A 23,095-nucleotide genomic window follows, 5' to 3' on the forward strand; every position below is an offset into this window, starting at 1 on the left:
CTCTCCTTGGAGACGTACCCGTTGCGACGTTCGTCAGATTAGAACCACGGGCGGGGTGCTGTCCGCATAATGGGCCCGGTCCGCACGCGGCGGGTGAGGAGATCGGGGGAGCCGTGGAGGAAGCGTCAGATCTGAAGCAGTTGCTGGAGCCGTTACGCGAGGATCTGGAGACGCTGCGGCGGTCGCAGGACGAACTGGCGGAGAGGCTGTCGGAGACCCGGGGCGAGATAGCTGCGGTGGGGGAGACGGTCACGGCGACGCAGGAGTCGTTCTCCGCCTTCGCGGAGCGGTACGGCAAGCGTCAGGTCGTGGCCGACGCCCAAGCGGAGCTGACGCAGCTGACGGTGGTGTGGAAGGCGGACTTCGCTCACCGGCAGCGTGTCCGCGGCCTCGCCCGCGGGCTCGCCCACGCCCTGACGGCCCGGGCGGTGGACCGGGGGCTCGTCGACACGGGCACCATCGAAGCCTGCGCCAGGGAGCAGTTCCTTTCCGAGCCCGCGTACTGGCTCGCGCCTGCGGCCTTGGCGGTCGCGGCCCGGTACAAGGGAGACTCCGAGAACGTCGCCCGCGCCGTAGCCCATGCGATCCTCCTCGACCCGGCCAAGGCCAAGCTGTTCTTCGCCCTCACCTGCTCGTGCCAGGGACGGCTGAGCGATGCGGCGGGATGGATGGACCGATACCTCAACTCCCTCGACCGTGACGACCTCGGCTCGGAGTTCACCGTCGTCCTCGACGCGGTCGCCAACGCCGAACTGGGCCTCGAGGCGCTCACCTATGCTCGCCAGGCGATGGCCCGGTGGTTCCGGGAGGACCCGACCGTCCTCAGAGCGGGGCACACCTCCGCCCGGGTGCATCTGGAGCGGTGGAGACACCGGCTGCGGGAGCTCGGAGCGGAATCCGGCGGCGACCGGTTCGGCCCCCTGCAACAGCTGTCCGGGGAGGCCTGGCCGAGGCTGGAGGAGGGGTGGCGGGCGGCCACCGCCCTCGCGGGCACGCTCAACCACCTCGTCGAGGAGTTCCCCGCACAGGCGGCCCCGCCCGTGCGCAAGGGCCGGTATGCCGACAGCGCCCTCGACCGCCTGATCGACCAGCATGAGGCCGACGAGATCGAGCTGCATGCACGCATGGAGCGGCTGCGTGCCCTCATCGATCACGGAGGGGACACGGATGCCGTGTCCGGGGTGGAGGACGGCCCCGAGGAGGCGGAACGGTTCGATTTCGTCACGTTGCTCGAGCGCGCGGTCTTCGCACCCGAGATGCTCCAGCTCGGTGCGCCGGCACGACGACTGGCGCTGCAGTGTGTCTGGTTCAGCGTGCGCGAGGCGACCGGCGCTCTGGCCGGCCGATCGCGTCTCCTGCTCCCTCCGAGTGTCACACTCTCGGTCGGTGACTGGTCCTGTGAGGTCCCCACGGACCCGTATGCGGACTTCGACAACGGGCAGGCGATCAATGAACTGATCGAGGACGTGGAGAGCCGCACGCGAGCCGATGTCGATTCCGTCGTCCCCCTGTGGCGCCTCACCCTCGGGAGCGCCGCCCTCGCGGCACTGGACGTAACACTCATCCTCCCTGCGTTGTCCGGCGTGGCGAAAGTGCTCTTCCTGGCTGTCGGGACCCTGCTCGTTCTTGTGGCCGTGTGGGGACTCGCCCATGTGCCCTTCCGCAAGTGGTCTTTGCGTGAGGCCGGCAGCCGGGAGCGCGAGCACGGTGTGCACCTGCTCGGGCAGGCACTTGACGGGCTGGACGACCTGCTCGACGAGTGGCACCGCGGCTTGGACTCGTCGGAAGCACTCAAGGTCTGGTCGCCCGCCGGTGAACGTGAGCTGGAGGAAGCATGAGCACCCGCCGGGTTCTGGCCGGGGGCCGGTATCACCTGGAGCACCGTCTCGGCAGCGGCGGCATGGGTGACGTGTGGCTCGCGCTCGACACGAGGCTCGACCGCCCGGTGGCCGTGAAACTGGTCGCCATGAACCGTATGCGGCAGCGGCACCGCCGGGACGCGCTGACCGAGGCCATGAGGGTCAGACACCTGAAGGAGTGGCGGTCCATGGCCCGGATCACCAACCCCTACGTGGCTGCCATCTACGACAGGGGTGAGGAAGGAGGGCAGGAGTACCTCGTCATGCAGTGCATCGACGGCAGGTCCCTCGACCGGTACATCGGCAGAGGGAACGCCCTGACCCTCGCACAGACCGTGCGCTGGTCCGTCCAGATCTGCGAGGGGCTCGCGGGCGCGGATGACGTGGACGTCGTCCACCGCGACATCAAACCGGCCAACATCATGATTGACGACCGGAGCGATGTGAAGATCGTGGACTTCGGGCTGGCACGGCTCGTGGACGTCACCGAGACGTCGCACGGCGCCGGCGCCACATGGCAGTACGCGGCGCCGGAGCGCTGCGATAGCACCCGCGTGGCGGATCACCGCAGTGACCTGTATTCGCTGGGCTGCGTGATGTACGAGATGCTCACCGGGAAGCCGCCGTTCACCAGCCGGAACGGTGACCCCATGGCGGTGGTGGCCATGCATCTCCAGCAGGACCCCGTGCCGCTCCTCAGCGTCCGCCGGGGCATTCCGGAGAAGCTGAGCGACGTGGTCAGGGACCTGCTGGCCAAGAACCCCGACCACCGGCCGCAGCACGCGCGAGTTGTCGCCCGTCTCATCCGGCAGGTCGAGCACACCCCGGACTCCGGGCCCGGCAGCGCAGGGGAGCTTGCGCCGTCCGGGAAGCCGCATGTGAACACGGACTACGTAGAGCGCATCCGCGAACTGGAACAGCACATCGGTCAGCTGCTGCTGACTCCAGGACGGCCCGAGGACCGTTCCGTCATCGAGGCACGCTTCAGCCTCGCGGAACTGACGGGCAGGTCCGGCGACCCGCGGGGGGCAGCCGACTTGTACGAGAGCCTCGGTGAGGACTGCAAGCGGTGGTTCGGCCCGGCCAGTCTCGAAGCTCTGGACGCGTTCGAAGCCATGGGCCGCTGGATCGCCTCGCCGTCGTAACCGCGGGCCCCCGCGTCGTCATGTTCCCGGGGGAGCCGGCGGCGAGAGCGGTTACCCGCAAGTCATCGCGCTAGGTGCCGCGCGCGTCACCCACCGTCGTTCCGGAAAATCTCCACAACCGCCGGGTACCCGCGGTAGCCCCGCATTGCCGCGCCTCGATATGCCGGTTATGCCCGACGCGCTTGGTGGGCGTGTGTCCATTTATGTTCCGTGGGGATCTTGAGGCCCTTGTATCTGTTACTCGATCTTGTGAAGGAAGTGTGATGATCCCGCGAAGGAATCCGAAAGCCCGCGCTCGGATAAGGCGTGGGAACGTCAACGCGGTTGGCCGTGCCACCCGTTCGCGTGCTTATATCTGCCGCACCGCGACGGCTCTTTGAACGGTGGCCGGTTCCGGCCGGGTCGGCGCGGTGGATGAGAAACATTGAGCAACATTCAGACAAATGGAAAGGTGCGCAATCATGCGTGACAACCTCGAGACCCGTGAGATCGCCGACGCCGAGCTGGACGCCGTTTCCGGTGGTGTGAGCATCTCCGGTGGCCTGCTCGGCGCCGTGACCGGCGACGTTCACCACGTGCTCGGAACCGTGACCTCGCTGAACACCGTTCAGGCCGTCCCCGGCACGGTCGGTCAGGTCGAGGGCATCGTCGGCCTGCACGCCGGTGTCGCCGGTCTCTGAGCACCGCTCGGAAATAGCGTGCCCGTGAATCCCGGAACTCCTCCCCTGTTCCGGGGTTCACGGCTGCCCGCATTTCCGCAGCCCCTTTCGGTACCCGTGTCACGAATGCAGTCGAAGGAATAGTCCGTGCAGTTCCGCCAGCAGGCGCTTTCCAAGCTGCAATCACCCGAAGAACTCGACCTTCCCGTACGTTTCGCGCGCCCGCAGGGGCGGCTCGTGCTGGCCGTCACGCTCGCCGTCGTCATCGCCGCGGCTTTCTGGGCGTTCACCGGGTCCGTGACCTCCAGGCTGAGCGCGCCGGGCATTCTCACCCGCGCCGAGGGCAGTTATCTGCTGCAGAGCCCGTACGCGGGTCAGGTCACCGGGGTCCTCGCCGAGGAGGGCCAGCTGCTGGCCGCGGGCGCGCCCCTGCTCCGGGTCAGCACGGACCGGGGCGACCGGACCGTGCACGTCGTGGCCGCGGGACGCGTGACGTCCCTGGTCGCCAGGACCGGCGCGGTCGTGACGACCGGCGCGGACGTGGCGACCGTGGAACGGATGACGAAGCCGGACGACCCGCTGGTCGCCGTGCTGTACGTGCCGGGCGGCAGCGGCGGCACGATCCCCGTGGGCGCTTCCGTCGACCTGAGCGTCCAGTCCGTCCCCCGGGAGAAGTTCGGCGTGCTGCGCGGCCGCGTCCAGGCCGTCGGCCGCGCACCCCAGACCGCGGCGCAGATCGGCGGGTTCCTGGGCGACAACCGGCTCGCCGACCGGTTCACCCGGCAGGGAGACCCGGTGGCCGTGCTCGTACGGCTGGAGCCCTCGGCCGCCACGAAGTCCGGCTACAGCTGGTCCGTGGCGAGCGGACCCCCGTACGCCGTCGACTCCACGACGCCCGTCACCGCCGCCGTCCACCTCGCCGACCAGCGGCCCGTCGACTGGCTGCTGCCGTGACCGCCGCGCGCCGCCGCCGGTCCGCGCCCGCTCCCGGCTCCGGCAACGGCCGGCAGAAGCAGAAGACCGTACGCACCCCCACCGTCCTCCAGATGGAGGCCGTCGAGTGCGGCGCCGCCGCGCTCGCCATGGTGCTCGGCCACCACGGCCGCCACGTCCCCCTCGAAGAGCTCCGCATCGCCTGCGGCGTCTCCCGCGACGGCTCCCGCGCCAGCAACCTCCTCAAGGCCGCCCGCAGCTACGGGCTGACGGCCAAGGGCATGCAGATGGACCTGGCCGCGCTCGCCGGGGTGCGCGCCCCCGCCGTCCTGTTCTGGGAGTTCAACCACTACGTCGTCTACGACGGCACGGGCCGCCGGTTCGGCCGCCGCGGCGTGTACGTCAACGACCCCGCCAAGGGCCGCCGCTTCGTCCCCATGGAGGAGTTCGACTCCGCCTTCACCGGCGTCGTGCTCACCTTCGAACCCGGCCCGGACTTCCGCCGCGCCGGCCGCCGGCCCGGCGTCATGGGCGCGATGCCCGCCCGCCTGCGCGGCACGTCCGGCACCATGCTCGCCGCCGTCCTCTCCAGCCTCCTGCTGGTGGCCGTCGGCGCGGCGGTGCCCGCACTGAGCCGCACGTACATCGACACGTACCTCATCGGCGGGCGGACCGACCTGCTGGGCGTGCTCTTCGCGTCCATGGCGACCGCCCTCGTGCTCACCGCCACGCTCACCGCCCTCCAGCAGGCCAACCTGCTGCGCGGCCGCATCATCTCCTCCACGCTGGGCAGCGCCCGCTTCCTGCGCCACCTGCTCCGCCTCCCGGTCACCTTCTACGCCCAGCGCAACCCGGCCGATCTCGTCCAGCGCCTGCGGTCCAACGACGCCGTCGCCGAGACCCTCGCGCGCGACCTCGCCGCGGCCGGCGTCGACGCGGTGGTCGTCGTCCTCTACGCCGTGCTGCTGTGGACCTACGATCCGCAGCTCACCGTCGTCGGCGTCGGCATCGCGCTGCTCAACGTCGTCGCCCTGCGCATCGTGGTCCGCCTGCGCGCCACCGGCACCCAGAAGCTGCGCGCCGAGAGCGCCCGGCTCACCAACACCTCCTACAGCGGCTTGCAGCTCATCGAGACGATGAAGGCCACCGGCGGCGAGAACGGTTTCTTCCGCCGCTGGGCCGGCCGGCACGCCGTCACCCTCGACGTGCAGCAGCGGCTCGGTGTGCCCAGCGCCTGGCTGGCGGTCACCGCCCCCACCCTCGCCGCCCTCAACAGCGCGCTGATCCTGGCGATCGGCGGCCTGCGGGCCGTCGAGGGGCACCTCTCCGTCGGCCTCCTCGTCGCCTTCCAGGCCCTGGTGACCGGCTTCACCGCGCCGATCACCCGCCTCAACGGCGTGGCCGGGCGCATCCAGGACTTCGCCGCCGACGTCGCCCGCCTCAAGGACGTCGAGAACTTCCCCGTCGACCCCGTCCACACGCGCCGCGAGCCCGCGGCCGCCACCCGCCGCCTCAAGGGCCACGTCGAGCTGGACGGCATCACCTTCGGCTACAGCCCCCTCGACGCCCCGCTGCTGAAGGACTTCTCGCTCACCGCCGGCCCCGGGCAGCAGATCGCCCTCGTCGGCGGCTCCGGCAGCGGCAAGTCCACCGTCTCCCGGCTGATATCCGGCCTCTACGCCCCCTGGGAGGGCACCGTCCGCATCGACGGCATGCGCCTGGAGGACATCCCGCGCGCCGCGCTCGCCGCCTCCGTCTCCTTCGTCGACCAGGACGTCTTCCTCTTCGAGGGCACCGTCCGCGACAACGTCGCCCTGTGGGATCCCTCCGTCCCCGACGACGCCGTGGTCGCCGCCCTGGAGGACGCCGCCGTGTACGACGTGGTCGCCCGCCGCCCCGGCGGCATCCACAGCCGCGTCGAGCAGGACGGCCGCAACTTCTCCGGCGGTCAGCGCCAGCGCCTGGAGATCGCCCGCGCGCTGGTGCGCCGCCCCAGCGTCCTGGTCCTCGACGAAGTGACCAGCGCCCTCGACGCCGTCACCGAACAGACCGTCATGGACAACCTGCGCCGCCGCGGCTGCGCCTGCGTCGTCATCGCCCACCGGCTGAGCACCGTGCGCGACAGCGACGAGATCCTCGTCCTCGACCGCGGCACGGTCGTCGAACGCGGGCGCCACGAGCACCTGGCCGCGGCCGGAGGCCCGTACGCCGAACTGGTCAGGGAGCACTGACGTGACCACCTCCCACTCCCTCTACGGCGCCCCGCACCACGCCCCTCCCGTCGCCGACCCCGTCGTCGCGGCCCTCGGCGCGCTCGGCACGCCCGTCGACTGCACGGGGCTCCGCAGCCTGGACCTGGAAGGACCGCTCGTCCTGTGGCTCGTCGTGGACGGCGAACTCGACCTGTTCGCCGTCGACGCCGCCCGGGCCGGGCACTGGCACTTCCTGGGCCGGCTGGCCCCGGGCACGCTGCTCCTGGGCCCGGCCGACGGCCCCGAGCACACCCTGCTCGGCCGGCCCCTCCAGGGCTGCGCACTGCGCCGCATCGACCTGCACGAGCTGCACCGGCAGGCTTACGGGGGCAACCCGTACGGCTGGCAGCACAGCGACTCTTGGCAGCAAGGCGACCCCTGGCAGCAGGGCGATCCCTGGCAGTACGGCGAACCGTGGCAGGACGGCGCCCCCGGCGGGGCGCTCGGCCCCCTGGAGAACGCCTTCGCCCTCGGGATCGGCCGCGGCCTGCGCGTCCTCTACCAGGCCCCCCTGGAGAACCGCGCGACCCCGGGCGGGAGCGGGGCCGACGAGGACGTCCTGTGGATGCAGATCGCCCCCGGCAGCGTGCAGTACGGCGCCCCGTACGAGGGGTGCACGGCCGGGAGCCTGCTCGTCGACCCGGCGATGTGGCAGGGCATGGTCGACCAGCAGTACCGGCTGCTGTACGCCCTCGACCGCTGGATCGAGCAGGCCGAGCGCGCCCACGAGGACCGCACGGCCGCCGGCATCGAGGCCGGCGAGGCCGCCCGCACCCGCGCCGACCAGGCGCTCCTGGCCTCCATCGGCCGCTCCGGCCGGGCACAGCGCCGCGGAGCGCGGGACGACGACGCGACGTTCGCCGCGTGCCGCCTGGTCGCCGACGAGGCCCGCATCGCCCTGACCGCACCGCCCGCGGCGGGCGCCGCCGACGACCGTACGGACCCCGTCGAACGCATCGCGCTCGCCTCCCGCATCCGCACCCGCACCGTCGGCCTGAGCGGCGGCTGGTGGCGCGACAACAGCGGCCCCCTGGTCGGCCGGCGGGCGGAGGACGGGGCGCCCGTCGCCCTGCTGTGGCGGCGCGGGCGGTACGAGGCCGTCGACCCCGCCACCGGTCGGCGCGAGCGCCTCGGCAAGGACTGCGAGGACGCGTACGAACCCCGCGCCGTCATGCTCTACCGCCCCCTGCCCCCCGGAAAGCCGCGCCTGCTGCCCCTCCTGCGCTTCACCCTGCGCGGCACCGGCCAGGAGCTGCGCAGCCTCGCCCTGGGCGGGCTCGTCGCGGTCGCCCTGGGCGCGCTCGTACCCGTCGCCACCGGAAAGGTGCTCGGCCGGTACGTGCCCGAGGCCGAGACCGGCCTCATCGTGCAGACAGCCGTGGCGCTCGTGGCCACCAGCGTCGTCTCGGCCGTCTTCATGCTGCTCCAGAACATCGCGATCCTGCGCATGGAGGGCCGCATCGAGGCCACCCTGCAACCCGCGGTGTGGGACCGGCTGCTGCGGCTTCCGGCGAAGTTCTTCGCCGGCCGCTCCACGGGCGAACTGGCGGGCGCGGCGATGGGCGTCAGCGCCATCCGGCGCGTCCTGTCCGGCACCGCGCCCGTCGTGCTCCAGGCGGGCACCGTCGGCACGGTGAACCTCGTCCTGCTGCTCGTCTACAGCGTGCCGCTCGCCCTGGCGGCCCTCGCCCTGCTGCTCGCCATCGCCGCGGTCTTCCTGGGCCTGGGGCTGTGGCAGCTGCGCTACCAGCGGCAGCTGATCAAGCTCGGCAACAAGCTCGACAACCAGGCCTTCCAGACCCTGCGCGGGCTGCCCAAGCTGCGCGTGGCGGCGGCCGAGAGCTTCGCCTACGCCGCCTGGGCCCGGGAGTTCGCCCGCACGCGCGAGCTCCAGCAGCGCATCGGCCGCATCAAGAACGTCGTCACCGTACTCAACGCCGTCGCGCTGCCGGTGTGCACGCTCGTGATGTTCATGCTGCTGGCAGGCCCGGCGCAGGGCAGCATGTCGGCCGGGGACTTCCTCACCTTCAGCACCGCCGTGACGATGCTGCTGTCCTCCGTCACCCAGCTGACCGGCGCGCTCCTCTCAGCCGCCGCCGTACAGCCCATGTTCGAACAGATCAAGCCGGTCCTCGAAGCCGCCCCGGAGGTGCGCGGCTCCGACGTCCAGCCGGGCGAACTGGGTGGCGCCGTGGAGGCCGTGGGCCTGTCCTACCGGTACGCCGACGACGGGCCGCTCGTCCTGGACGACGTGTCGTTCACCGTACGGCCGGGGGAGTTCGTCGCGGTCGTCGGGGCCAGCGGCTGCGGCAAGTCGACGCTGCTGCGGCTGCTCATCGGCTTCGACAAGCCGGCTTCCGGCAGCGTGCTCTACGACGGCCAGGACCTCGCGGCGCTCGACCAGGCCGCCGTCCGCCGGCAGTGCGGCGTCGTCCTCCAGAGCGCCCAGCCGTTCTCCGGCTCGATCCTCGACTGCATCTGCGGCTCCGGGACGTTCACGCTGGAGGAGGCGTGGGAGGCCGCCGCCCTGGCGGGCCTGGCCGAGGACATCAAGGCCATGCCCATGGGCATGCACACCATGCTCTCCGACGGCGGCGGCACCGTCTCGGGCGGCCAGCGCCAGCGGCTGATGATCGCCCAGGCCCTCGTCCGCAAGCCGCGTGTCCTCTTCCTGGACGAGGCGACCAGCGCGCTGGACAACGAGGCCCAGCGCGTGGTCATCGAGTCCACCCGCGCCCTGCGCGCCACCCGCATCGTGATCGCCCACCGGCTGTCCACGGTCATGGACGCCGACCGGGTGATCGTCATGGCGGAGGGCCGGGTCGTCCAGCAGGGCCCGCCTGCCGCGCTGCTCGCCGACACGGGCGGACTCTTCCACGATCTGGTCCGCCGGCAGATCAGGTGACGGGGCTGCGCGGGGTGGTTCGCTCCGCTCGTTCCGCCGAGGGGGCGGGCAGGGCGACACCCTGGGCGGCGGCGTGGCAGGTGGCGCACAGCACCTGCCGGGCGGGGGAGGGGGCGTGGGAGACGCCCGTGCCGTTCACCCGGTGGACGGTGGGGCGGGTGACGCGGAGATGGCCGGGGCAGAGGCCGGAGTTGCAGCTGCGGCACACGGCGACGGCGGCGGTGTCGACGCCCTCGGTGGCGTAACAGTCGTAGCAGTTCATGCGAGTTCCCCTTCGAGTCGGGACGGGGCGGGACGCGCGGGCTGTGGTGGGCCGGCACACCAGCCCGTGGGCGGGCTGGTGCACCGTGCCGTGGCGGGCTGCGCCGTGCCGTGGCGGCCTACTGCACCAGGCAGCCGCATTCCGCTTCCGCGCCGCCGGGGAACCCGACGCCGCAGCACGCTTCGACGAACCGTGACGCCAGGCCGGGGTCCTGGTCCTCGCGCCAGACCACGGCGACGTCCGTCCGCGGCCCGGGCGCGCCCAGCGGGCGCAGGCGCACGTCCAGGCTGAGGCTCATCCACTCGGCGATGTCGCGGTCCATGTACGAGACGCCGGCGCCGGAGGCCACGGCGGCGGCCACGTTGATGTAGTCGGGCTCCTCCCACGCCACGTACGGGAGCGGCCCCTGCGGAGACCGCTCCTGCCGGGCGATGCCGAGGATCTTGTCGTGGAGCCCGGGGGCCTGCGAGCGCGGCCACAGGATGAGCGGAAGGTCTCCGGCGGGCGGGGGGTTTCCGGCAGAGGAGAGGTTTCCGGCAGAGGAGAGGTTTCCGGCGGGCAGCCGGTTCTCCGCCGCACGGCCGGACGCGCTTTCGCCCGGGAGGAGCTGGACCAGCTCCACCTCACCGACGACGGCCATCCGCAGATCGTCGGCCTCGACGGGAGGTCTGACGAAGGCGAAGTCGGCCCTTCCGGCGCGTACTTGCTCGATGTTCCGCTCCGACCAGCCGGATTCCACGGAGACCGGGAGGGCGTTGCGCGCCCGGAACTCCGCGACCATCTCCCGCTGGCGCAGGGCGTGCCCCGAGCGGCTGAAGGCGACCCGCACCGGCCGGCCGGGCCCCTCGGCCGCCTCCCTGATCCGGGCCTTGATCGAGTACGTGCGCTGCAAGAGCTGCGGCGCTTCCTCCTGAAGGGCCCGGCCCGGAGGGGTCAGGGACATCCGGCGGTTGTCGCGGCACAACAGCTGGGCCCCCAGCTCCTTTTCCAGCACCTTCAGCTGATGCGAGAGGGTGGGCTGGCTCACCCCGCAGCGCTGCGCCGCCCTTCCCAGATGGAGTTCGTCGGCCACGACGACGAAGTACTCCAGGCGGCGCAATAGACCGGAGAGGCTGAGTAAAGGCTCCTGGTCTCCCCGCACGTACGACCTCCCGCCAGGATTATTCCCATTACGAAAGTTTACTTTCCGGGTGCTTTGCGAGTGTAGCAACGCGGGACGAAGCCCGGTCAACGCCTCAGCAGGCACTTTGTTCGCCGGCCGCCCCTTCGCCCGCCGTGGCGTCAAATAAAAGGCGGGCCATCCGGTTTGTGATCCGCGCCACGCGAAGGAAGGTGGGGAGGGCGTCCGACCTGCGGTGTTAGCGAGCGTCTATGCGCCCATAGATCAACTTTATTGGACTGTTCGGACCGTGCATGGAAACGTCACTGCCGCAAACAGGCACCGAAATCAGGCGGCGCGAGCAGGCGAGTAAGGCCGCGAGCAAGTGAGAGTAAGTGAGCGAGGCCGTGAGTGAGACCGGCTGAATTCGGTGCGAGCAGTACTTCCTTTGTGTCCGGACTCTGAGCCGTCCTGTCCGTCCAAGTCGCCCCCGGAGTGACCCCCCTCGGATGCAGGAGGTAGGATGATCAGCGAGCTGATCAGCAAGGATGACCGATTCCAGGAGATCCTGGAGCGCCTCAACCGCAAGTCGGTCGAGGACTACTACAACCCTTACCGGATGTTCGACTGGCCGGATTCCCTGCCGGAGAACCGGTGGTGGATGAGCCCCGAGCTCACGACGACCTTCGGGACCGAAATCGCCTCCGAGTTGAGCCCGGAGCAGCTCTACCGGCTGTCCCGTTTCGAGAGCATCAACTTCTACAGCCTGAATGTGGACGGCATCCGCGAGCTCATTGTCGAAGTGACCCGGCGCATTCACACCCGGGGTTTCGAGATACCGTCCGAGTTCTTCCACCATTTCATCGGTGAGGAGAACGAGCACATGTGGTTCTTCGCCGAGTTCTGCCTGCGGTACGGCGATAAGATCTACCGCCGGCTGGAACCGGCCGGGGACGGCGGGGCGTGGTCCGGCGAGGCCGCCAGTTTCCTGGTGTTCCTGCGGATCCTCCTCTTCGAGGAGCTCGTCGACCACTTCAACAGCACGATGGCGGCCGACGAACGGCTCCATGACACGATCCGGGCGGTCAACCGGATTCACCACCAGGACGAGTCCCGGCACATCGCCTTCGGCCGCGAGCTGGTCTCCCTGCTCTTCAAGGACCTCACGGCGAACGCCTCGGAGGAGGAGCTCGGCCGGGTCCGGGAGTACATCAAGCGCTATCTCAACTACAGCTTCGAGTCCCTGTTCAACCCGCACGTCTACCGGGACGCCGGCATTCCCGAGCCGTTCGCCGTCAGGCGGCGCCTGCTGGCCTCCCCGCGCAGCGCGGAGTTCCAGCAGCAGGTGTTCCGCAAGCCGCTGAACTACCTCGTCAAGACCGGGATCCTGCCGGACCGCGACCTCGGCTTCGGCGCGCCGGTGCCCGCGGGACGGGGGCAGGCGTGACCGCGACGCTCTCGACCGCCCAGGGCGGTGCGCTCACCATCCTCGGCCCCGACCAGACCGACCTGCTGCGCGACCTGGACCGCACCATCACCGGCTGGGCCGCCGAGGCCGGCGCGCGGGAGATCATGCCGCCGCCCGTCTACCCGCTGCGCGACCTGGAGAAGTTCGACGTCTACGCCAACTTCCCGCACTTGCAGTTCGTCGGCGGCCCGCTGGACGTCACCGGTGCCCCGCCGGCCCCGGTGGGCGGCGCCTTCGCCAGCCGCGACGTCGATCCGCCGTTCCTCGGGCTGCCGCACTCCAGCTGCTACGGCGCCTACCTCTACTTCGAGCAGCAGGCGGTGGCGCCCGACACCACCATCACCCTCATCAACCGCTGCTTCCGCAACGAGGAGAAGTACGAAGGGCTGAGGCGGCTGCTCAGCTTCCAGATGCGCGAGATCGTGGCCATCGGAACGTTCGAGCACACCCAGGACGTCATCGCCCGCTTCACCGACCGGATCGAGCGGTTCGCCAAAGAACTCGGCCTGGAACTGCACAAGGGGGCGGCCTCCGACCCGTTCTTCGAGCGGGACAGCGGCCGGGCCCTCCTCCAGCGGCTCAGCCCCGTCAAGCACGAGTTCCAGGCCGACGGGCTGGCCATCGCCTCCGTCAACACCCACCGCAACTTCTTCGGCGAGCGGTGCGCCATCACCGTCGACGGCACGGGCGAGCACGCCTTCACCGGATGCGTCGCCTTCGGCCTCGAACGGTGGCTGGCGGTCCTCGGCGACCGGTTCGGCGGCGACCTCCAGGAGGCCCGCGCCGCCGTGAACGCCGCCGCTGTCGACGCTGCCGCCGTCAACTCCGCCGCACCGTGAGCGGGACCGCGATCCGGGTGGGCGTGGACCTCGTCCCCCTGACCCGGGTGCGGGCCATGACGGACGCCGGCGACGACGCCCGGCTGCGCCGGATGCTCACGCCCGCGGAGATCGCCCTGAGCCGGACCGCCACCGGCTGGGACCTCCACGGCGTCGCCGGCCGGTTCGCCGCGAAGGAAGCGGTGTTCAAGCTGCTCCACGTCCCCGGCCGGCCGCTTCCCTGGCAGTCCATCGAGATCCTCAAGAGCCCCGGTGAATGGCCGTTCGTCCACCTCACCGGGCCCGCCCGCGGCTGGGCCGCCGAGGCCGGCATCGAGGCCGTCGACGTCAGCATCTCCCACGAAGAGCTCTTCGCCGTCGCCGTCGCGGCCACGGCGGCGGCACGCCCCGGGAACGCGCACGCGCACCCGCTCCCGCACGTGCCCACGCACACGGACACGTACCCGCACACGGACACGTACCCGCACACGGACACGTACCCGCACACGGACACGTACCCGCACACGTACCCGCACACGTACCCGCACACGTACCCGCACACGTACCCGCACACGGACACGGGCACGTACCCGCACGCAGATGTACACCCGCACACAGACACGTACCCGCACATCCCGCACAAGGAGGAACCCCATGCCGAGCACCACCTCGTCCAACCTTGACACCGTGCGGAACTGGCTGCTGGCCAAGCACCCCGAGCGCACCTCCATCGCCGCGGACGAGGACCTCATCAAGGCCCGTCTCGTCGACTCGCTCTCCTTCGTCGAGTTCGTCCTGACGGTCGAGGAGGCCAGCGGCGTGGAGATCGACCACGAGGCCATCGACCTCGAGGACTTCCGCACCCTGGAGGCCATCGAGCGGAAGTACTTCTGATGGGCCGTCTGGTCCACGCCGAGGACTACACGATCGGCAGCAGCTTCGACCTCGGCTCGCACAAGGTCACGGCCGAGGAGATCACCGCCTTCGGCCGCACCTACGACCCGCAGCCGTACCACCTCGACGAGGAGGCGGGCCGCGCCTCCGCCTTCGGCGGCCTGATCGCCAGTGGCTGGAACACCGCCGCGATCTGGATGCGCCTCTACGTCACGACGCTGCTGCCCGACGCCGCCGCCGAGGGCACGGTCGAGGGCTCGCCCGGCGTCGACGAGGTGCGCTTCCTGCAGCCGGTCCGCCCGGGCGACGTGCTCACCGGCACCTGCGAGATCGCCGCCGTCCTCCCCTCCCTCTCCGCGCCCGACTTCCGCATCGTCCGCAACCGCGGACGCCTGGTGAACGCGGACGGGGACGAGGTCCTGACGCTGATCCTCAACGCCCGCTTCCGGTGCCGCCCCAAGCAGGCCTGACCAGACCACCCCGAGAACGGAGCCCGTCATGGAGACCGTGTCCTACACCTCGCAGTGGACCGCCGCGGCCCGCGCCCTGGAGAGCGAGCGGAGCGACGCCCTGTTCGTCGACCCGCTGGCCCGGGCGCTCGCCGAGCCGAAGGGGTTCGAGCTGCTCGACCACTACGGCGGCGGCGGACTCGTCGAATTCGTAGCCGTCCGCACCCGCTACCTCGACGACGCCATCAACGACGCGGTGAAGCAGGGCATCCGGCAGGTCGTGCTCATCGCGGCCGGCATGGACACCCGCGCCTACCGGCTGTCCCTCCCGGACGACGTCACCGTCTACGAAGTCGACCACCAGGCGCTGATCGACGAGAAGGAGAAGCGCCTCGCCCAGCTCGGCTCCCCGGCACCGACCGTCACGCTCCAGCGCGTCGGCGCCGACCTCGCCGGGGACTGGTCCGCCTCGCTGCGCGCCGCCGGCTTCGACACCACCCTGCCCACGCTGTGGATCCCCGAGGCCCTGCTGTTCTTCCTGACCGAGGAGCAGTCCGCCACGCTGATGCGCACCTTCGCGGCCAACTCCGCCCCCGGCAGCCAGGTCGCGGTGGACATCCTCAGCAAGGCCCTCCTGCGCAGCCCGGCCACCCAGATCTTCCTGTCCTCCCTCAACGAGGACGGGATCCCCTGGCTCTTCGGGACCGACGAGCCCGAGGAGTTCATGGCCGGCACCGGCTGGACCGTACGCGAGCTCAAGGAGCCGGGCGAGCCCGGCGCCGGCGAGGGCCGCTGGCCGTACGCCGTCCAGCCCCGCGAGGTCAAGGGAGCGGCGCGCAACTGGCTGCTCCGCGCGGAACTGGCCTAGTCGTGACGCGTGGAGAGGCGCGGCCCGACGGGCCGCGCCTCTCCACGGCATTTTCCTGACCGATTCCTGACCGCCCGTCAAACGAAGGGAACGTGCCATGACCGACAGTCGTCCCGTGACGACCACGGACAGCGGTATCCCGGTACCGAGCGACGAGTTCTCCCAGTCCGTGGGGGCCGACGGCCCGCTGCTGCTCCAGGACCACTACCTCATCCAGAAGCTCGCGCACTTCGACCGCGAGCGCGTGCCCGAGCGGGTCGTGCACGCCAAGGGCGGCGGTGCGTACGGAACCCTGGAGATCACCGAGGACGTCAGCCAGTTCACCAAGGCCGACGTCTTCCGGCGCGGCAAGCGCACCGACCTGTTCCTGCGCTTCTCCACGGTCGCGGGCGAGCTCGGCTTCGCGGACACCGCCCGCGACCCGCGCGGCTTCGCGGTCAAGCTGTACACCGAAGAAGGCAACTACGACATCGTCGGGAACAACACCCCGATCTTCTTCATCCGCGACCCGCAGAAGTTCCCCGACTTCATCCACTCGCAGAAGCGGCGCGCCGACACCCACCTGCACGACAACAACATGCAGTGGGACTTCTGGACGCTCTCGCCCGAGTCGGCGCACCAGGTCACGCTCCTGATGTCCGACCGCGGCACCCCGTACTCCTGGCGCCACATGAACGGCTACGGCAGCCACACCTTCCTGTGGTACAACGCCGCCCGCGAGAAGTTCTGGGTGAAGTACCACTTCAAGACCGACCAGGGCATCAAGAACTTCACCGGCGCCGAGGCCGCGGCCGCCGGCGGCGAGGACCCGGACTTCCACATCCGCGACCTCCACGAGGCGATCAGGAAGGGCGACCACCCGACCTGGACGCTCCAGGTGCAGGTCATGCCCTTCGAGGACGCCGCCGACTACCGGTTCAACCCCTTCGACCTGACCAAGGTCTGGCCGCACGAGGACTACCCGCCCCTCGACATCGGCACCCTGACGCTCAACCGCAACCCGGAGAACTACTTCGCCGAGGTCGAGCAGGCCGCGTTCGAGCCGTCGAACCTCGTCCCGGGCGTGGGCGCCTCCCCGGACAAGATGCTGCAAGGGCGGCTGTTCAGCTACCCCGACACCCACCGCTACCGCATCGGCGCCAACTACCTCCAGCTGCCGGTCAACCGGCCCAAGAACGCGGTCCACTCGTACAACCGCGACGGCGCCATGCGCTACGACAACCCCGGCGACCCCGTCTACGCGCCCAACAGCTTCTCCGGGCCGGTCGCCGACCCGCTGCTGCTCGCCGGCGAGCACTACGACGTCACCGGCGAGATCGTACGCAGCGCCCACCGGCTGCACGCCGAGGACGACGACTTCGGCCAGGCCCGCGCCCTGTGGGAGAAGGTCATGAACGACACCGACCGCGACCACCTGGTGGCCAACATCGTCGCGCACGCCTCGGCGCCCGAGGTGCGCACGGAGACCAAGGAGCGCGTCGTGGACTACTGGCGCAGCGTCCACAAGGACTTGGGCGACAGGGTCTCGCGGGGGCTCGGGGTGAAGGGCCAGTGACTACCGAGAGTCGCCTGCGGAGTGCGAGGCGCACGGTGCACACAAGGTGCATGGGAAGTACGAGGAGCGTGAGGAGCACACCATGAGTTCGGCCGAGACCGTCACCCTGCGGCGTCTCGCCTGGGCCGGCGTCGAAGTGGCCTGCGGAGACGTCCGCATCGTCATCGACGCCCTCAAGAACCCCGCGGACCTCGCGGGGTTCCAGGGCATGCCCCGGCGCCCCCTGCCCAGCATCGAGGCGCCCCCGGGCGTGTCGACCCACGCGTTCATCACCCACCTCCACCCCGACCACTGCGACCGGCTGCTGCTGACGGAGTTCGCCGCCACCGAGGGCAGCACCGTGGGCTGCCACACCCCGATCGTGGACGTCCTCGGGAAGATGGGGGTGGCCGCCGTCGCGCAGGACATGGGCGAGCGGCGGCAGATCGGTCCCTTCACCACGATCCCCGTGCCCTCCCACGACTGGCGCGGCGACGACCAGGTCGCATGGATCGTGGAGGGCCCCGGGCTGCGCGTCATCCACTTCGGCGACACCATCTGGCACGGCAAGTGGTGGGAGATCGCGCGCGAGTACGGGCCCTTCGACGTCGCGTTCCTGCCCATCGCCGGGGTGATGGCCCGCCGCGACGGCATCACGCCCACTAACCAGCCCGCCACCCTCACCCCCGAGCAGGCCGTCGAGGCGGCGGTCGTGCTGGAGGCGTCGACCGCCTGCGCGATCCACTACGACCTCTTCAACAACCCGCCGTACTACACCGAGCAGCACGACGTACGCGGGCGCTTCCTGCGGGCTGCGAAGGCCCGGGGCATCAACGGAATCGCCCCCGGCGACGGGAAGCCCGTGCCGTACGCAGCAGCAGCCGCTGCCTGACCGGATACCACCGGACAGGCAGCCGACCGAACAGAGCCGGAAGGATGGTTCGTGACCCCACCCCCTGAATCGGAAACCACGGTGGAATCGGAAACCACGGTTTCACCCGCGGCGGGCCGGCACCGCGGGACGGCGGACGAGCCAGGGCCCGGTCCCGCCCGCGGCGCCCCAGGGAGCCGCCGCCTGCTCTGGTACGCGCTGGCGGTGCTGCTCGTCGGCATCAACATGCGGCCCGCCATCGTGGCGGTCTCGCCGCTGCTCGACGAGATCCGGCACGTCACCGGCCTGTCCAACGGCGGCGCCGGCGCGCTGTCGACGCTGCCGCTGATCTGCTTCGGCATCTTCGCGCCGCTCGCCCCCCGGCTGGCCCGCCGCTGGGGCATGGAGCGCACCCTGGTCGCGGTGCTGGCCGTGCTGCTGGCCGGCAGCGCGGTACGGCTCGCCCCCGAACTGTTCCCCCTGTTCGCCGGCACGTTCCTGGTCGGCACCGCGGTGGCCATCGCCAACGTGGTCATCACCGCGCTGATCAAACGGGACTTCCCGCGGCAGGTCGGGCTGATGTCCGGCCTGCACACCACCATGCTCGTCGGCGGCGGCGCCGTCACCGCCGCGGCGACCGTGCCGCTGCGCGACGCCCTGTCGCTGACCTGGGCCGGCGGCCTGGCGATCTGGGGCGTGCTGGCCCTGGTGGCACTGCTGGTGTGGGCGCCGAAGCTGCGCCGGGGCCGGGCGCAGCCGCCGGTGGGGGAGCAGGAGGGCGGCTCGATCTGGCGGAGCCGCCTGGCGTGGGCGGTCGCCCTGTTCTACGCGTTCCAGTCGCTCCTCTACTACACCGCGACCACCTGGCTGCCCTCGTTCTACATCGACCACGGCTGGAGCGAGGGCGGGGCGGGCGTGCTGCTGGCCGTCTGCATGGGCTCGGCCATGGTCACCTCGCTGCTGGTGCCGGTATGGGCGCAGCGCTCCCGCCGGCAGAGCTACCTGGCGGTGGCGGGCACCGTCCTGTGCATGGCGGCCTTCGCCGGCCTGATCGCGGCACCGACGGGCGCGGCGGTGCTGTGGGCCGCCGTCCTGGGCCTCGGCCTGGGCGCGGTGCTGTCCCTGGGCATCGCCTACATGTCCATGTGCGCCCGCACCACACACGACGCGGGCCTGCTCTCGGCCATGTCCCAGTGCGTGGGCTACCTCCTGGCAGCCCTGGGCCCCACAGCCTTCGGCGCGGCCCGCGACCTGACCGGCGCCTGGACGACGGGCCTGACAGCCCTGCTCATCCTGGCGGTCCCGATGGGCCTCACGGGCGCCTTGGCGGGCCGAGGCGGCCAGATCACCCGCTAGGGAAAGGCGGGGTGCGGCGGAACGCGGCCGCACCCCGCCCCCGTGGCCGGCCCGAGCCCTGCGGCGGCCGTGTGTCAGCTCTGTGCGGTGTCGTTGCTCGCCTGTGCGGCGGCCTCGGCTGCGCGTGCCTTCTCGCGCATCTTGCGTACCAGCTCGGCCTTCTGGTCGGCGGCATTCCGGCGGTCGAGGTTGCGGTGCGGACCGTTGTTCTGCCGTTCGGCGCGGGACATCTTCTTGCGCTGGCCGCCGCCCTGGCCCACGGGGTTGTTGATGTTCTTGCTGTCGGTCACGGGTTCTCCCGGTGGTGATGTGAAGTGGTCTACGGATTCATCGGTGGGGGACGGGCGCGGCGACGTCGAAGGACGTCAGCAGGGGCCCGTCACGCTCTCACTCGTAAATCGGCGTCTGGAAGAACATGACAAAGACGTTACCCGGTTCCGTCGGCCCCGCGCGCCAAGATTTCCGCCGCCCGGCGCCGGCCGGGCTTGCCGGCACGGGAGCTGAGTTGATCAAGGGCGTCGATGGGCTGCCTACAACCAGTCCCGCCGCTTGAAGATGAAGTACAGGCTCGTACACACCGCTGCCATCAGGAGGATTGCGAATGGGTAGCCGAAGGTCCAGTGGAGCTCCGGCATCTCGTCGAAGTTCATGCCGTAGATCGTTCCCACCAGCGTCGGTGCGAACAGGATCGCTGCCCACGACGAGATCTTCTTGATCTCCTCGTTCTGTTCGAAGCCCGCTTCCGCCAGTGCGCGCATTTCCGCGTTCTGCTGCTGGGTGACCAGGGTGGCGTTGACCTGGAGGATGTCGGTGAGGGCCGAGCGGAAGCCGTCGACGCGTTCGCTGGTGTGGGTGACGTGGTCGGCGACGTCGCGGAGGTAGCGCTGGAGCTCGTCGTCGGTGCCGTATTTGGCGAAGCCGGCCATGAGGCCGTGGAGCATGCCGACCAGGGGGCGGGTGGCGCGCTGGAACTCCACCATTTCTCGGGCGAGTTCGTAGATGCGGCGGGAGACCGCGGGGTCGCCGCTGAAGACCTCGGTCTCGATCTCGTCGAGGTCGTTCTGCACGCCCGCGACGACGGGGGCGTAGCCGTCGACGACGGCGTCGAGGATCGCGTACAGCACGGCCTCCGGGCCCAGGGACAGCAGCTCCGGGGTGGCTTCCATGCGGCGGCGTACGGCTGAGAGGTCGGGGGCCGCGCCGTGCCGGACCGTGATCACGAAGTCGCGGCCCACGAACACGTGGAGCTCGCCGAAGTCGACCTCTTCCGGGGCGTCCAGGTAGCGGGCCGCGCGCAGGACCACGAACAGGGTGTCGCCGTACCGTTCCAGCTTCGGGCGCTGGTGGGCCTCCAGGGCGTCCTCCACCGCGAGCTGGTGGAGGCCGAACTCCTCGGCCAGGGAGAGGAGTTCGCTCTCGCTGGGGCGGTGGAGGCCGATCCACGCCATGCCCTCCGGCTGCTCGTGCAGGAGGCGGTACGTGTCCGCCAGGGAGTCCGGCGTCGCGACGCGCCGGCCGTCGCGGTAGACCGCGGCGTGCACGACGCTGCCCGCGCCGCCCGAGGATCCGGCCGCCGACGGAGCGGGCGGGGTAGCGGCGTCACCATCCGTACGGCCGTTCGCCGGGCGGAGCCAGGAGTGTTTCCGGGGCGTGGGGCGCTGGCGGCGCGGAGGGTTTTCGGACACGGGTGAACTCCCTCTCGCTGTTCGCTGGACCGTCGAACAGGATATACACGCGGAATTCGACCGTGAGGTGTCGCCTACCCCCGGCGCAGGATCACCGTCGCGTTGTTGCCGCCGAAGCCGAAGCTGTTCACGGCCGCGACCGAGGCCCCGGGGATCTCCAGCGGCGTCATCGGCAGCCGCACGCGCCGGGTCTCCTCGGGGGTGCGCAGCCCCGCCGTCGGCGGGGCGACCCCGGTGCGCAGCGCCATGGCCGCGGCGGCCACGCCGGCGGCGCCGGAGATGTGCAGCAGGTGCCCGATCGCTCCCTTGTGGGAGCTGACCGGGAGCCCTTCCCAGGCGTGCTCCTCGGCCACCGCCTCGACGGCCCGCAGTTCGGCGGTGTCGCCCTGCGGGGTGCCGGTGGCGTGCGCCTGCACGTAGTCGAGGCGGTCGGCGCGGGCGTCGTCGAGCGCCTCGCGCAGGCAGTCGGCGACGGAGCCCCCGTCCGACGCGACGGGTTTGCCGGCCGCGACCCGGCAGCCCGTGCCGGCGACGACGACGTCCGGATCGAGCCCGCGGGCGCGGGCGCGCCCGGCGGGCTCCAGGACCAGGGCGCCGCCGCCCTCGCCCAGGGAGATGCCCTCCCGGCCGGTGTCGAAGGGCCGGGCCGCCGCCCGGTCCAGCGCCCGGACCACGTCCATGCTGGCGTATTCGTAGTGGTTGAGCGCCGTGGCGCCCGCCACGACCGCCAGCGGGGCCGCTCCCGCGCGCAGCGCCTCGCGGGCGAAGGCGACGGCGAACAGGGCCGAGGCGCAGGCGTGGGTCAGGTGCACGGCGCGGCCGTGCGCGAGGATGCCGGTCGCGCCGGGCCCCAGGAACTCCCGCTCCTCCGCGTCGAGCGGACCGAGGGGACCGTGGGGATCGAGGGAGGAGCCGTCCGCGGGCAAAGGGGACTGGCCGACGAGGATCACGAGGGCGTCGTCGGGTATCCGCGGCAGCCGGGCCGCCCGCAGGGCGTCCTCGACGGCGGCCGAGGCGTAGGCCTGCTGGCGGCTGCCGGCACCGGGGCCGGACTCCGGCGCCTCCGCTATCTCTCCGATGGGTTCGCCCCGGTAGGGCCCGGCGGCGAAGCGCCGCGCGGGAGCGAGGGCGCTGTGCCCGGCGACGAGGCGGCGCCAGTAGGTGTCCACGCCGCGCCCGAAGGGGGTGAGCAGTCCGAGTCCGCTGATGACGACATCAGACATGGGCTGTGTCCCTTTCCTGGGCGGGTGCGTCCGCGAGCGCGTCGAGGAGCGCCGACGGGCCGGGGTACTCCGCGGCCCGCGGCACGGCGAGAGCCGGCCCGGCTCCCCGCACGGCCGGCCCAGCTCCCCACACCGCGGCCACGGCCAGGACGCCGGGGGCGTGCGGGTCCTCGCCGGGCAGCAGGGCGAACTCGCAGACGACGGTGGCGGGCCTGCTCTCCGGAGCCGCCAGCCGCAGCGCCGCGGGCGCGGTCGTCCCCGCGAGGAGGTAGCACCGCCCGCGGTGGCCGGTTTCCGTGAGGTACGGGCGTACCAGCTCGGACGTCTCCGCCGCGACGGAGTCCGACGGGCGCAGCCGGCGGCCGGTGTCCAGGCAGCGCGCGGCGAGGCGGCGGGCGGCCAGGACGCTGTAGTCGTCGCACAGGACGTACAGCGGGGTGGTGGTGCGCAGCTGCTCGGGCAGGGCGGAGAGCGCGGTGCCGAGCGCGGAGCTCACGGCGGCCACGGGCTTGGTGTGCACGGACGGCTCGCCGAGCAGCGCTTCCGGCCCGGCCGCGGCCGCCGCGGCGGCGAGCGCGGTGCCCGGCGCGCCGGGGCCGCCGACGGCGAGGGAGATCAGCGGGAAGGAGCCCCCCGAGACCAGCGGGAAAGAGCTCCCCGAAATCAGCGGGAGTGCGTCTCCCGAGCTCGGAGGGAGTGCGCTCCCCGGGTCGTCGCGGTGTTCCCCCATGCGGCCCTCACCCCTCGTCCGTGCCACGGTTCTGTGGGGTATCTTGCATCGGCAGTCATAGGAAGTCAATAAACTGTCAATTCCG

Annotated in this window: 21 protein-coding genes; 15 read left to right on the forward strand and 6 right to left on the reverse strand. The window is 71.3% G+C overall.

The annotated features are described in order from the left end of the window. The first annotated feature begins 113 nt into the window (after window positions 1–113). The 6 genes from PS271_RS23715 (at window position 114) to PS271_RS23740 (ending at window position 9,753) form a co-directional block, all read left to right on the forward strand. Entirely contained in the window at window positions 114–1,838 is a 1,725-nt protein-coding gene (locus PS271_RS23715; RefSeq protein WP_398384433.1) for a hypothetical protein, read from the forward strand. After that, entirely contained in the window at window positions 1,835–3,004 is a 1,170-nt protein-coding gene (locus PS271_RS23720; RefSeq protein ID WP_398384435.1) for a serine/threonine-protein kinase, read from the forward strand. Before PS271_RS23715 ends, PS271_RS23720 begins: the two co-directional genes overlap by 4 nt. Before the next feature lie 461 nt (window positions 3,005–3,465). Further along, window positions 3,466–3,684 carry a hypothetical protein gene (locus tag PS271_RS23725; RefSeq protein WP_120755751.1) on the forward strand — a complete coding sequence of 73 codons (219 nt, stop codon included), beginning with the start codon at window positions 3,466–3,468 and terminating at the stop codon, window positions 3,682–3,684. A gap of 126 nt (window positions 3,685–3,810) precedes the next feature. Continuing rightward, window positions 3,811–4,617: a biotin/lipoyl-containing protein gene (locus PS271_RS23730; RefSeq protein ID WP_398384437.1), complete on the forward strand. Its 807-nt coding sequence runs from the start codon at window positions 3,811–3,813 to the stop codon at window positions 4,615–4,617. Between the two features lie 92 nt (window positions 4,618–4,709). Further along, window positions 4,710–6,827, forward strand: a complete 2,118-nt coding sequence (locus PS271_RS23735) for an NHLP family bacteriocin export ABC transporter peptidase/permease/ATPase subunit (protein ID WP_398387024.1) — start codon at window positions 4,710–4,712, stop codon at window positions 6,825–6,827. 1 nt (window position 6,828) lies between these two features. Further along, entirely contained in the window at window positions 6,829–9,753 is a 2,925-nt protein-coding gene (locus PS271_RS23740; RefSeq protein ID WP_398384439.1) for an NHLP bacteriocin export ABC transporter permease/ATPase subunit, read from the forward strand. Here the strand turns inward: PS271_RS23740 and PS271_RS23745 are convergent. Both PS271_RS23745 and PS271_RS23750 read right to left on the reverse strand, forming a co-directional pair. Next, a complete protein-coding gene (locus tag PS271_RS23745) occupies window positions 9,746–10,015 on the reverse strand; it encodes a DUF2180 family protein (protein WP_398384440.1) in 270 nt (89 codons plus the stop codon). The two genes, PS271_RS23740 and PS271_RS23745, sit on opposite strands and share 8 nt — an antisense overlap. Window positions 10,016–10,133: 118 nt before the next feature. After that, window positions 10,134–11,156 carry a LysR family transcriptional regulator gene (locus PS271_RS23750; RefSeq protein WP_398384441.1) on the reverse strand — a complete coding sequence of 341 codons (1,023 nt, stop codon included), beginning with the start codon at window positions 11,154–11,156 and terminating at the stop codon, window positions 10,134–10,136. Between the two features lie 481 nt (window positions 11,157–11,637). On the opposite strand from PS271_RS23750, the gene PS271_RS23755 reads away from it, so the two are divergent. The 9 genes from PS271_RS23755 (at window position 11,638) to PS271_RS23795 (ending at window position 19,372) form a co-directional block, all read left to right on the forward strand. Next, window positions 11,638–12,561: a diiron oxygenase gene (locus tag PS271_RS23755; RefSeq protein ID WP_398384442.1), complete on the forward strand. Its 924-nt coding sequence runs from the start codon at window positions 11,638–11,640 to the stop codon at window positions 12,559–12,561. Further along, entirely contained in the window at window positions 12,558–13,421 is an 864-nt protein-coding gene (locus PS271_RS23760) for an aminoacyl--tRNA ligase-related protein (RefSeq protein WP_398384443.1), read from the forward strand. The genes PS271_RS23755 and PS271_RS23760 overlap by 4 nt, the downstream gene beginning before the upstream one ends. Beyond that, entirely contained in the window at window positions 13,418–14,083 is a 666-nt protein-coding gene (locus tag PS271_RS23765; protein WP_398384445.1) for a holo-ACP synthase, read from the forward strand. The genes PS271_RS23760 and PS271_RS23765 overlap by 4 nt, the downstream gene beginning before the upstream one ends. Next, the gene (locus tag PS271_RS23770) at window positions 14,055–14,294 is read left to right on the forward strand and encodes a phosphopantetheine-binding protein (RefSeq protein WP_030367940.1); all 240 of its coding nucleotides are present in this window, start codon (window positions 14,055–14,057) and stop codon (window positions 14,292–14,294) included. Before PS271_RS23765 ends, PS271_RS23770 begins: the two co-directional genes overlap by 29 nt. Further along, window positions 14,294–14,764: a MaoC family dehydratase gene (locus PS271_RS23775; protein WP_398384447.1), complete on the forward strand. Its 471-nt coding sequence runs from the start codon at window positions 14,294–14,296 to the stop codon at window positions 14,762–14,764. The genes PS271_RS23770 and PS271_RS23775 overlap by 1 nt, the downstream gene beginning before the upstream one ends. 28 nt (window positions 14,765–14,792) lie before the next feature. Further along, window positions 14,793–15,611: an SAM-dependent methyltransferase gene (locus PS271_RS23780; RefSeq protein WP_398384448.1), complete on the forward strand. Its 819-nt coding sequence runs from the start codon at window positions 14,793–14,795 to the stop codon at window positions 15,609–15,611. Window positions 15,612–15,708: 97 nt separating this feature from the next. Further along, window positions 15,709–17,166, forward strand: a complete 1,458-nt coding sequence (locus tag PS271_RS23785) for a catalase (protein WP_398384449.1) — start codon at window positions 15,709–15,711, stop codon at window positions 17,164–17,166. A gap of 82 nt (window positions 17,167–17,248) precedes the next feature. Continuing rightward, a complete protein-coding gene (locus PS271_RS23790; protein WP_398384451.1) occupies window positions 17,249–18,037 on the forward strand; it encodes an MBL fold metallo-hydrolase in 789 nt (262 codons plus the stop codon). 81 nt (window positions 18,038–18,118) lie between these two features. After that, a complete protein-coding gene (locus tag PS271_RS23795) occupies window positions 18,119–19,372 on the forward strand; it encodes a CynX/NimT family MFS transporter (protein ID WP_398384452.1) in 1,254 nt (417 codons plus the stop codon). Window positions 19,373–19,446: 74 nt separating this feature from the next. On the opposite strand, the gene PS271_RS23800 is transcribed toward PS271_RS23795, so the two are convergent. From PS271_RS23800 to PS271_RS23815, 4 genes are all read right to left on the reverse strand, one after another. Further along, window positions 19,447–19,662 (reverse strand): DUF6243 family protein, encoded by a 216-nt coding sequence (locus tag PS271_RS23800; RefSeq protein ID WP_398384454.1) that lies wholly within the window; start codon window positions 19,660–19,662, stop codon window positions 19,447–19,449. Window positions 19,663–19,902: 240 nt separating this feature from the next. After that, entirely contained in the window at window positions 19,903–21,057 is a 1,155-nt protein-coding gene (locus tag PS271_RS23805) for a magnesium and cobalt transport protein CorA (protein ID WP_398384455.1), read from the reverse strand. 74 nt (window positions 21,058–21,131) lie between these two features. Further along, window positions 21,132–22,280 (reverse strand): beta-ketoacyl synthase N-terminal-like domain-containing protein, encoded by a 1,149-nt coding sequence (locus tag PS271_RS23810; RefSeq protein ID WP_398384456.1) that lies wholly within the window; start codon window positions 22,278–22,280, stop codon window positions 21,132–21,134. Then, a complete protein-coding gene (locus tag PS271_RS23815) occupies window positions 22,273–23,010 on the reverse strand; it encodes a hypothetical protein (protein WP_398384457.1) in 738 nt (245 codons plus the stop codon). Before PS271_RS23815 ends, PS271_RS23810 begins: the two co-directional genes overlap by 8 nt. Between the last annotated feature and the right edge of the window lie 85 nt (window positions 23,011–23,095).

The sequence above is a fragment of the Streptomyces sp. SCA2-17 genome, assembly GCF_044336695.1.

Bases quoted from the DNA above. Each gene is read 5' to 3' on its own strand.
- PS271_RS23770 (WP_030367940.1), top strand. From the start codon at position 14,055: ATGCCGAGCACCACCTCGTCCAACCTTGACACCGTGCGGAACTGGCTG.
- PS271_RS23735 (WP_398387024.1), top strand. From the start codon at position 4,710: ATGGAGGCCGTCGAGTGCGGCGCCGCCGCGCTCGCCATGGTGCTCGGC.
- PS271_RS23745 (WP_398384440.1), bottom strand. From the start codon at position 10,015: ATGAACTGCTACGACTGTTACGCCACCGAGGGCGTCGACACCGCCGCC.
- PS271_RS23790 (WP_398384451.1), top strand. From the start codon at position 17,249: ATGAGTTCGGCCGAGACCGTCACCCTGCGGCGTCTCGCCTGGGCCGGC.
- PS271_RS23720 (WP_398384435.1), top strand. From the start codon at position 1,835: ATGAGCACCCGCCGGGTTCTGGCCGGGGGCCGGTATCACCTGGAGCAC.
- PS271_RS23785 (WP_398384449.1), top strand. From the start codon at position 15,709: ATGACCGACAGTCGTCCCGTGACGACCACGGACAGCGGTATCCCGGTA.
- PS271_RS23810 (WP_398384456.1), bottom strand. From the start codon at position 22,280: ATGTCTGATGTCGTCATCAGCGGACTCGGACTGCTCACCCCCTTCGGG.
- PS271_RS23780 (WP_398384448.1), top strand. From the start codon at position 14,793: ATGGAGACCGTGTCCTACACCTCGCAGTGGACCGCCGCGGCCCGCGCC.
- PS271_RS23775 (WP_398384447.1), top strand. From the start codon at position 14,294: ATGGGCCGTCTGGTCCACGCCGAGGACTACACGATCGGCAGCAGCTTC.
- PS271_RS23755 (WP_398384442.1), top strand. From the start codon at position 11,638: ATGATCAGCGAGCTGATCAGCAAGGATGACCGATTCCAGGAGATCCTG.
- PS271_RS23725 (WP_120755751.1), top strand. From the start codon at position 3,466: ATGCGTGACAACCTCGAGACCCGTGAGATCGCCGACGCCGAGCTGGAC.
- PS271_RS23815 (WP_398384457.1), bottom strand. From the start codon at position 23,010: ATGGGGGAACACCGCGACGACCCGGGGAGCGCACTCCCTCCGAGCTCG.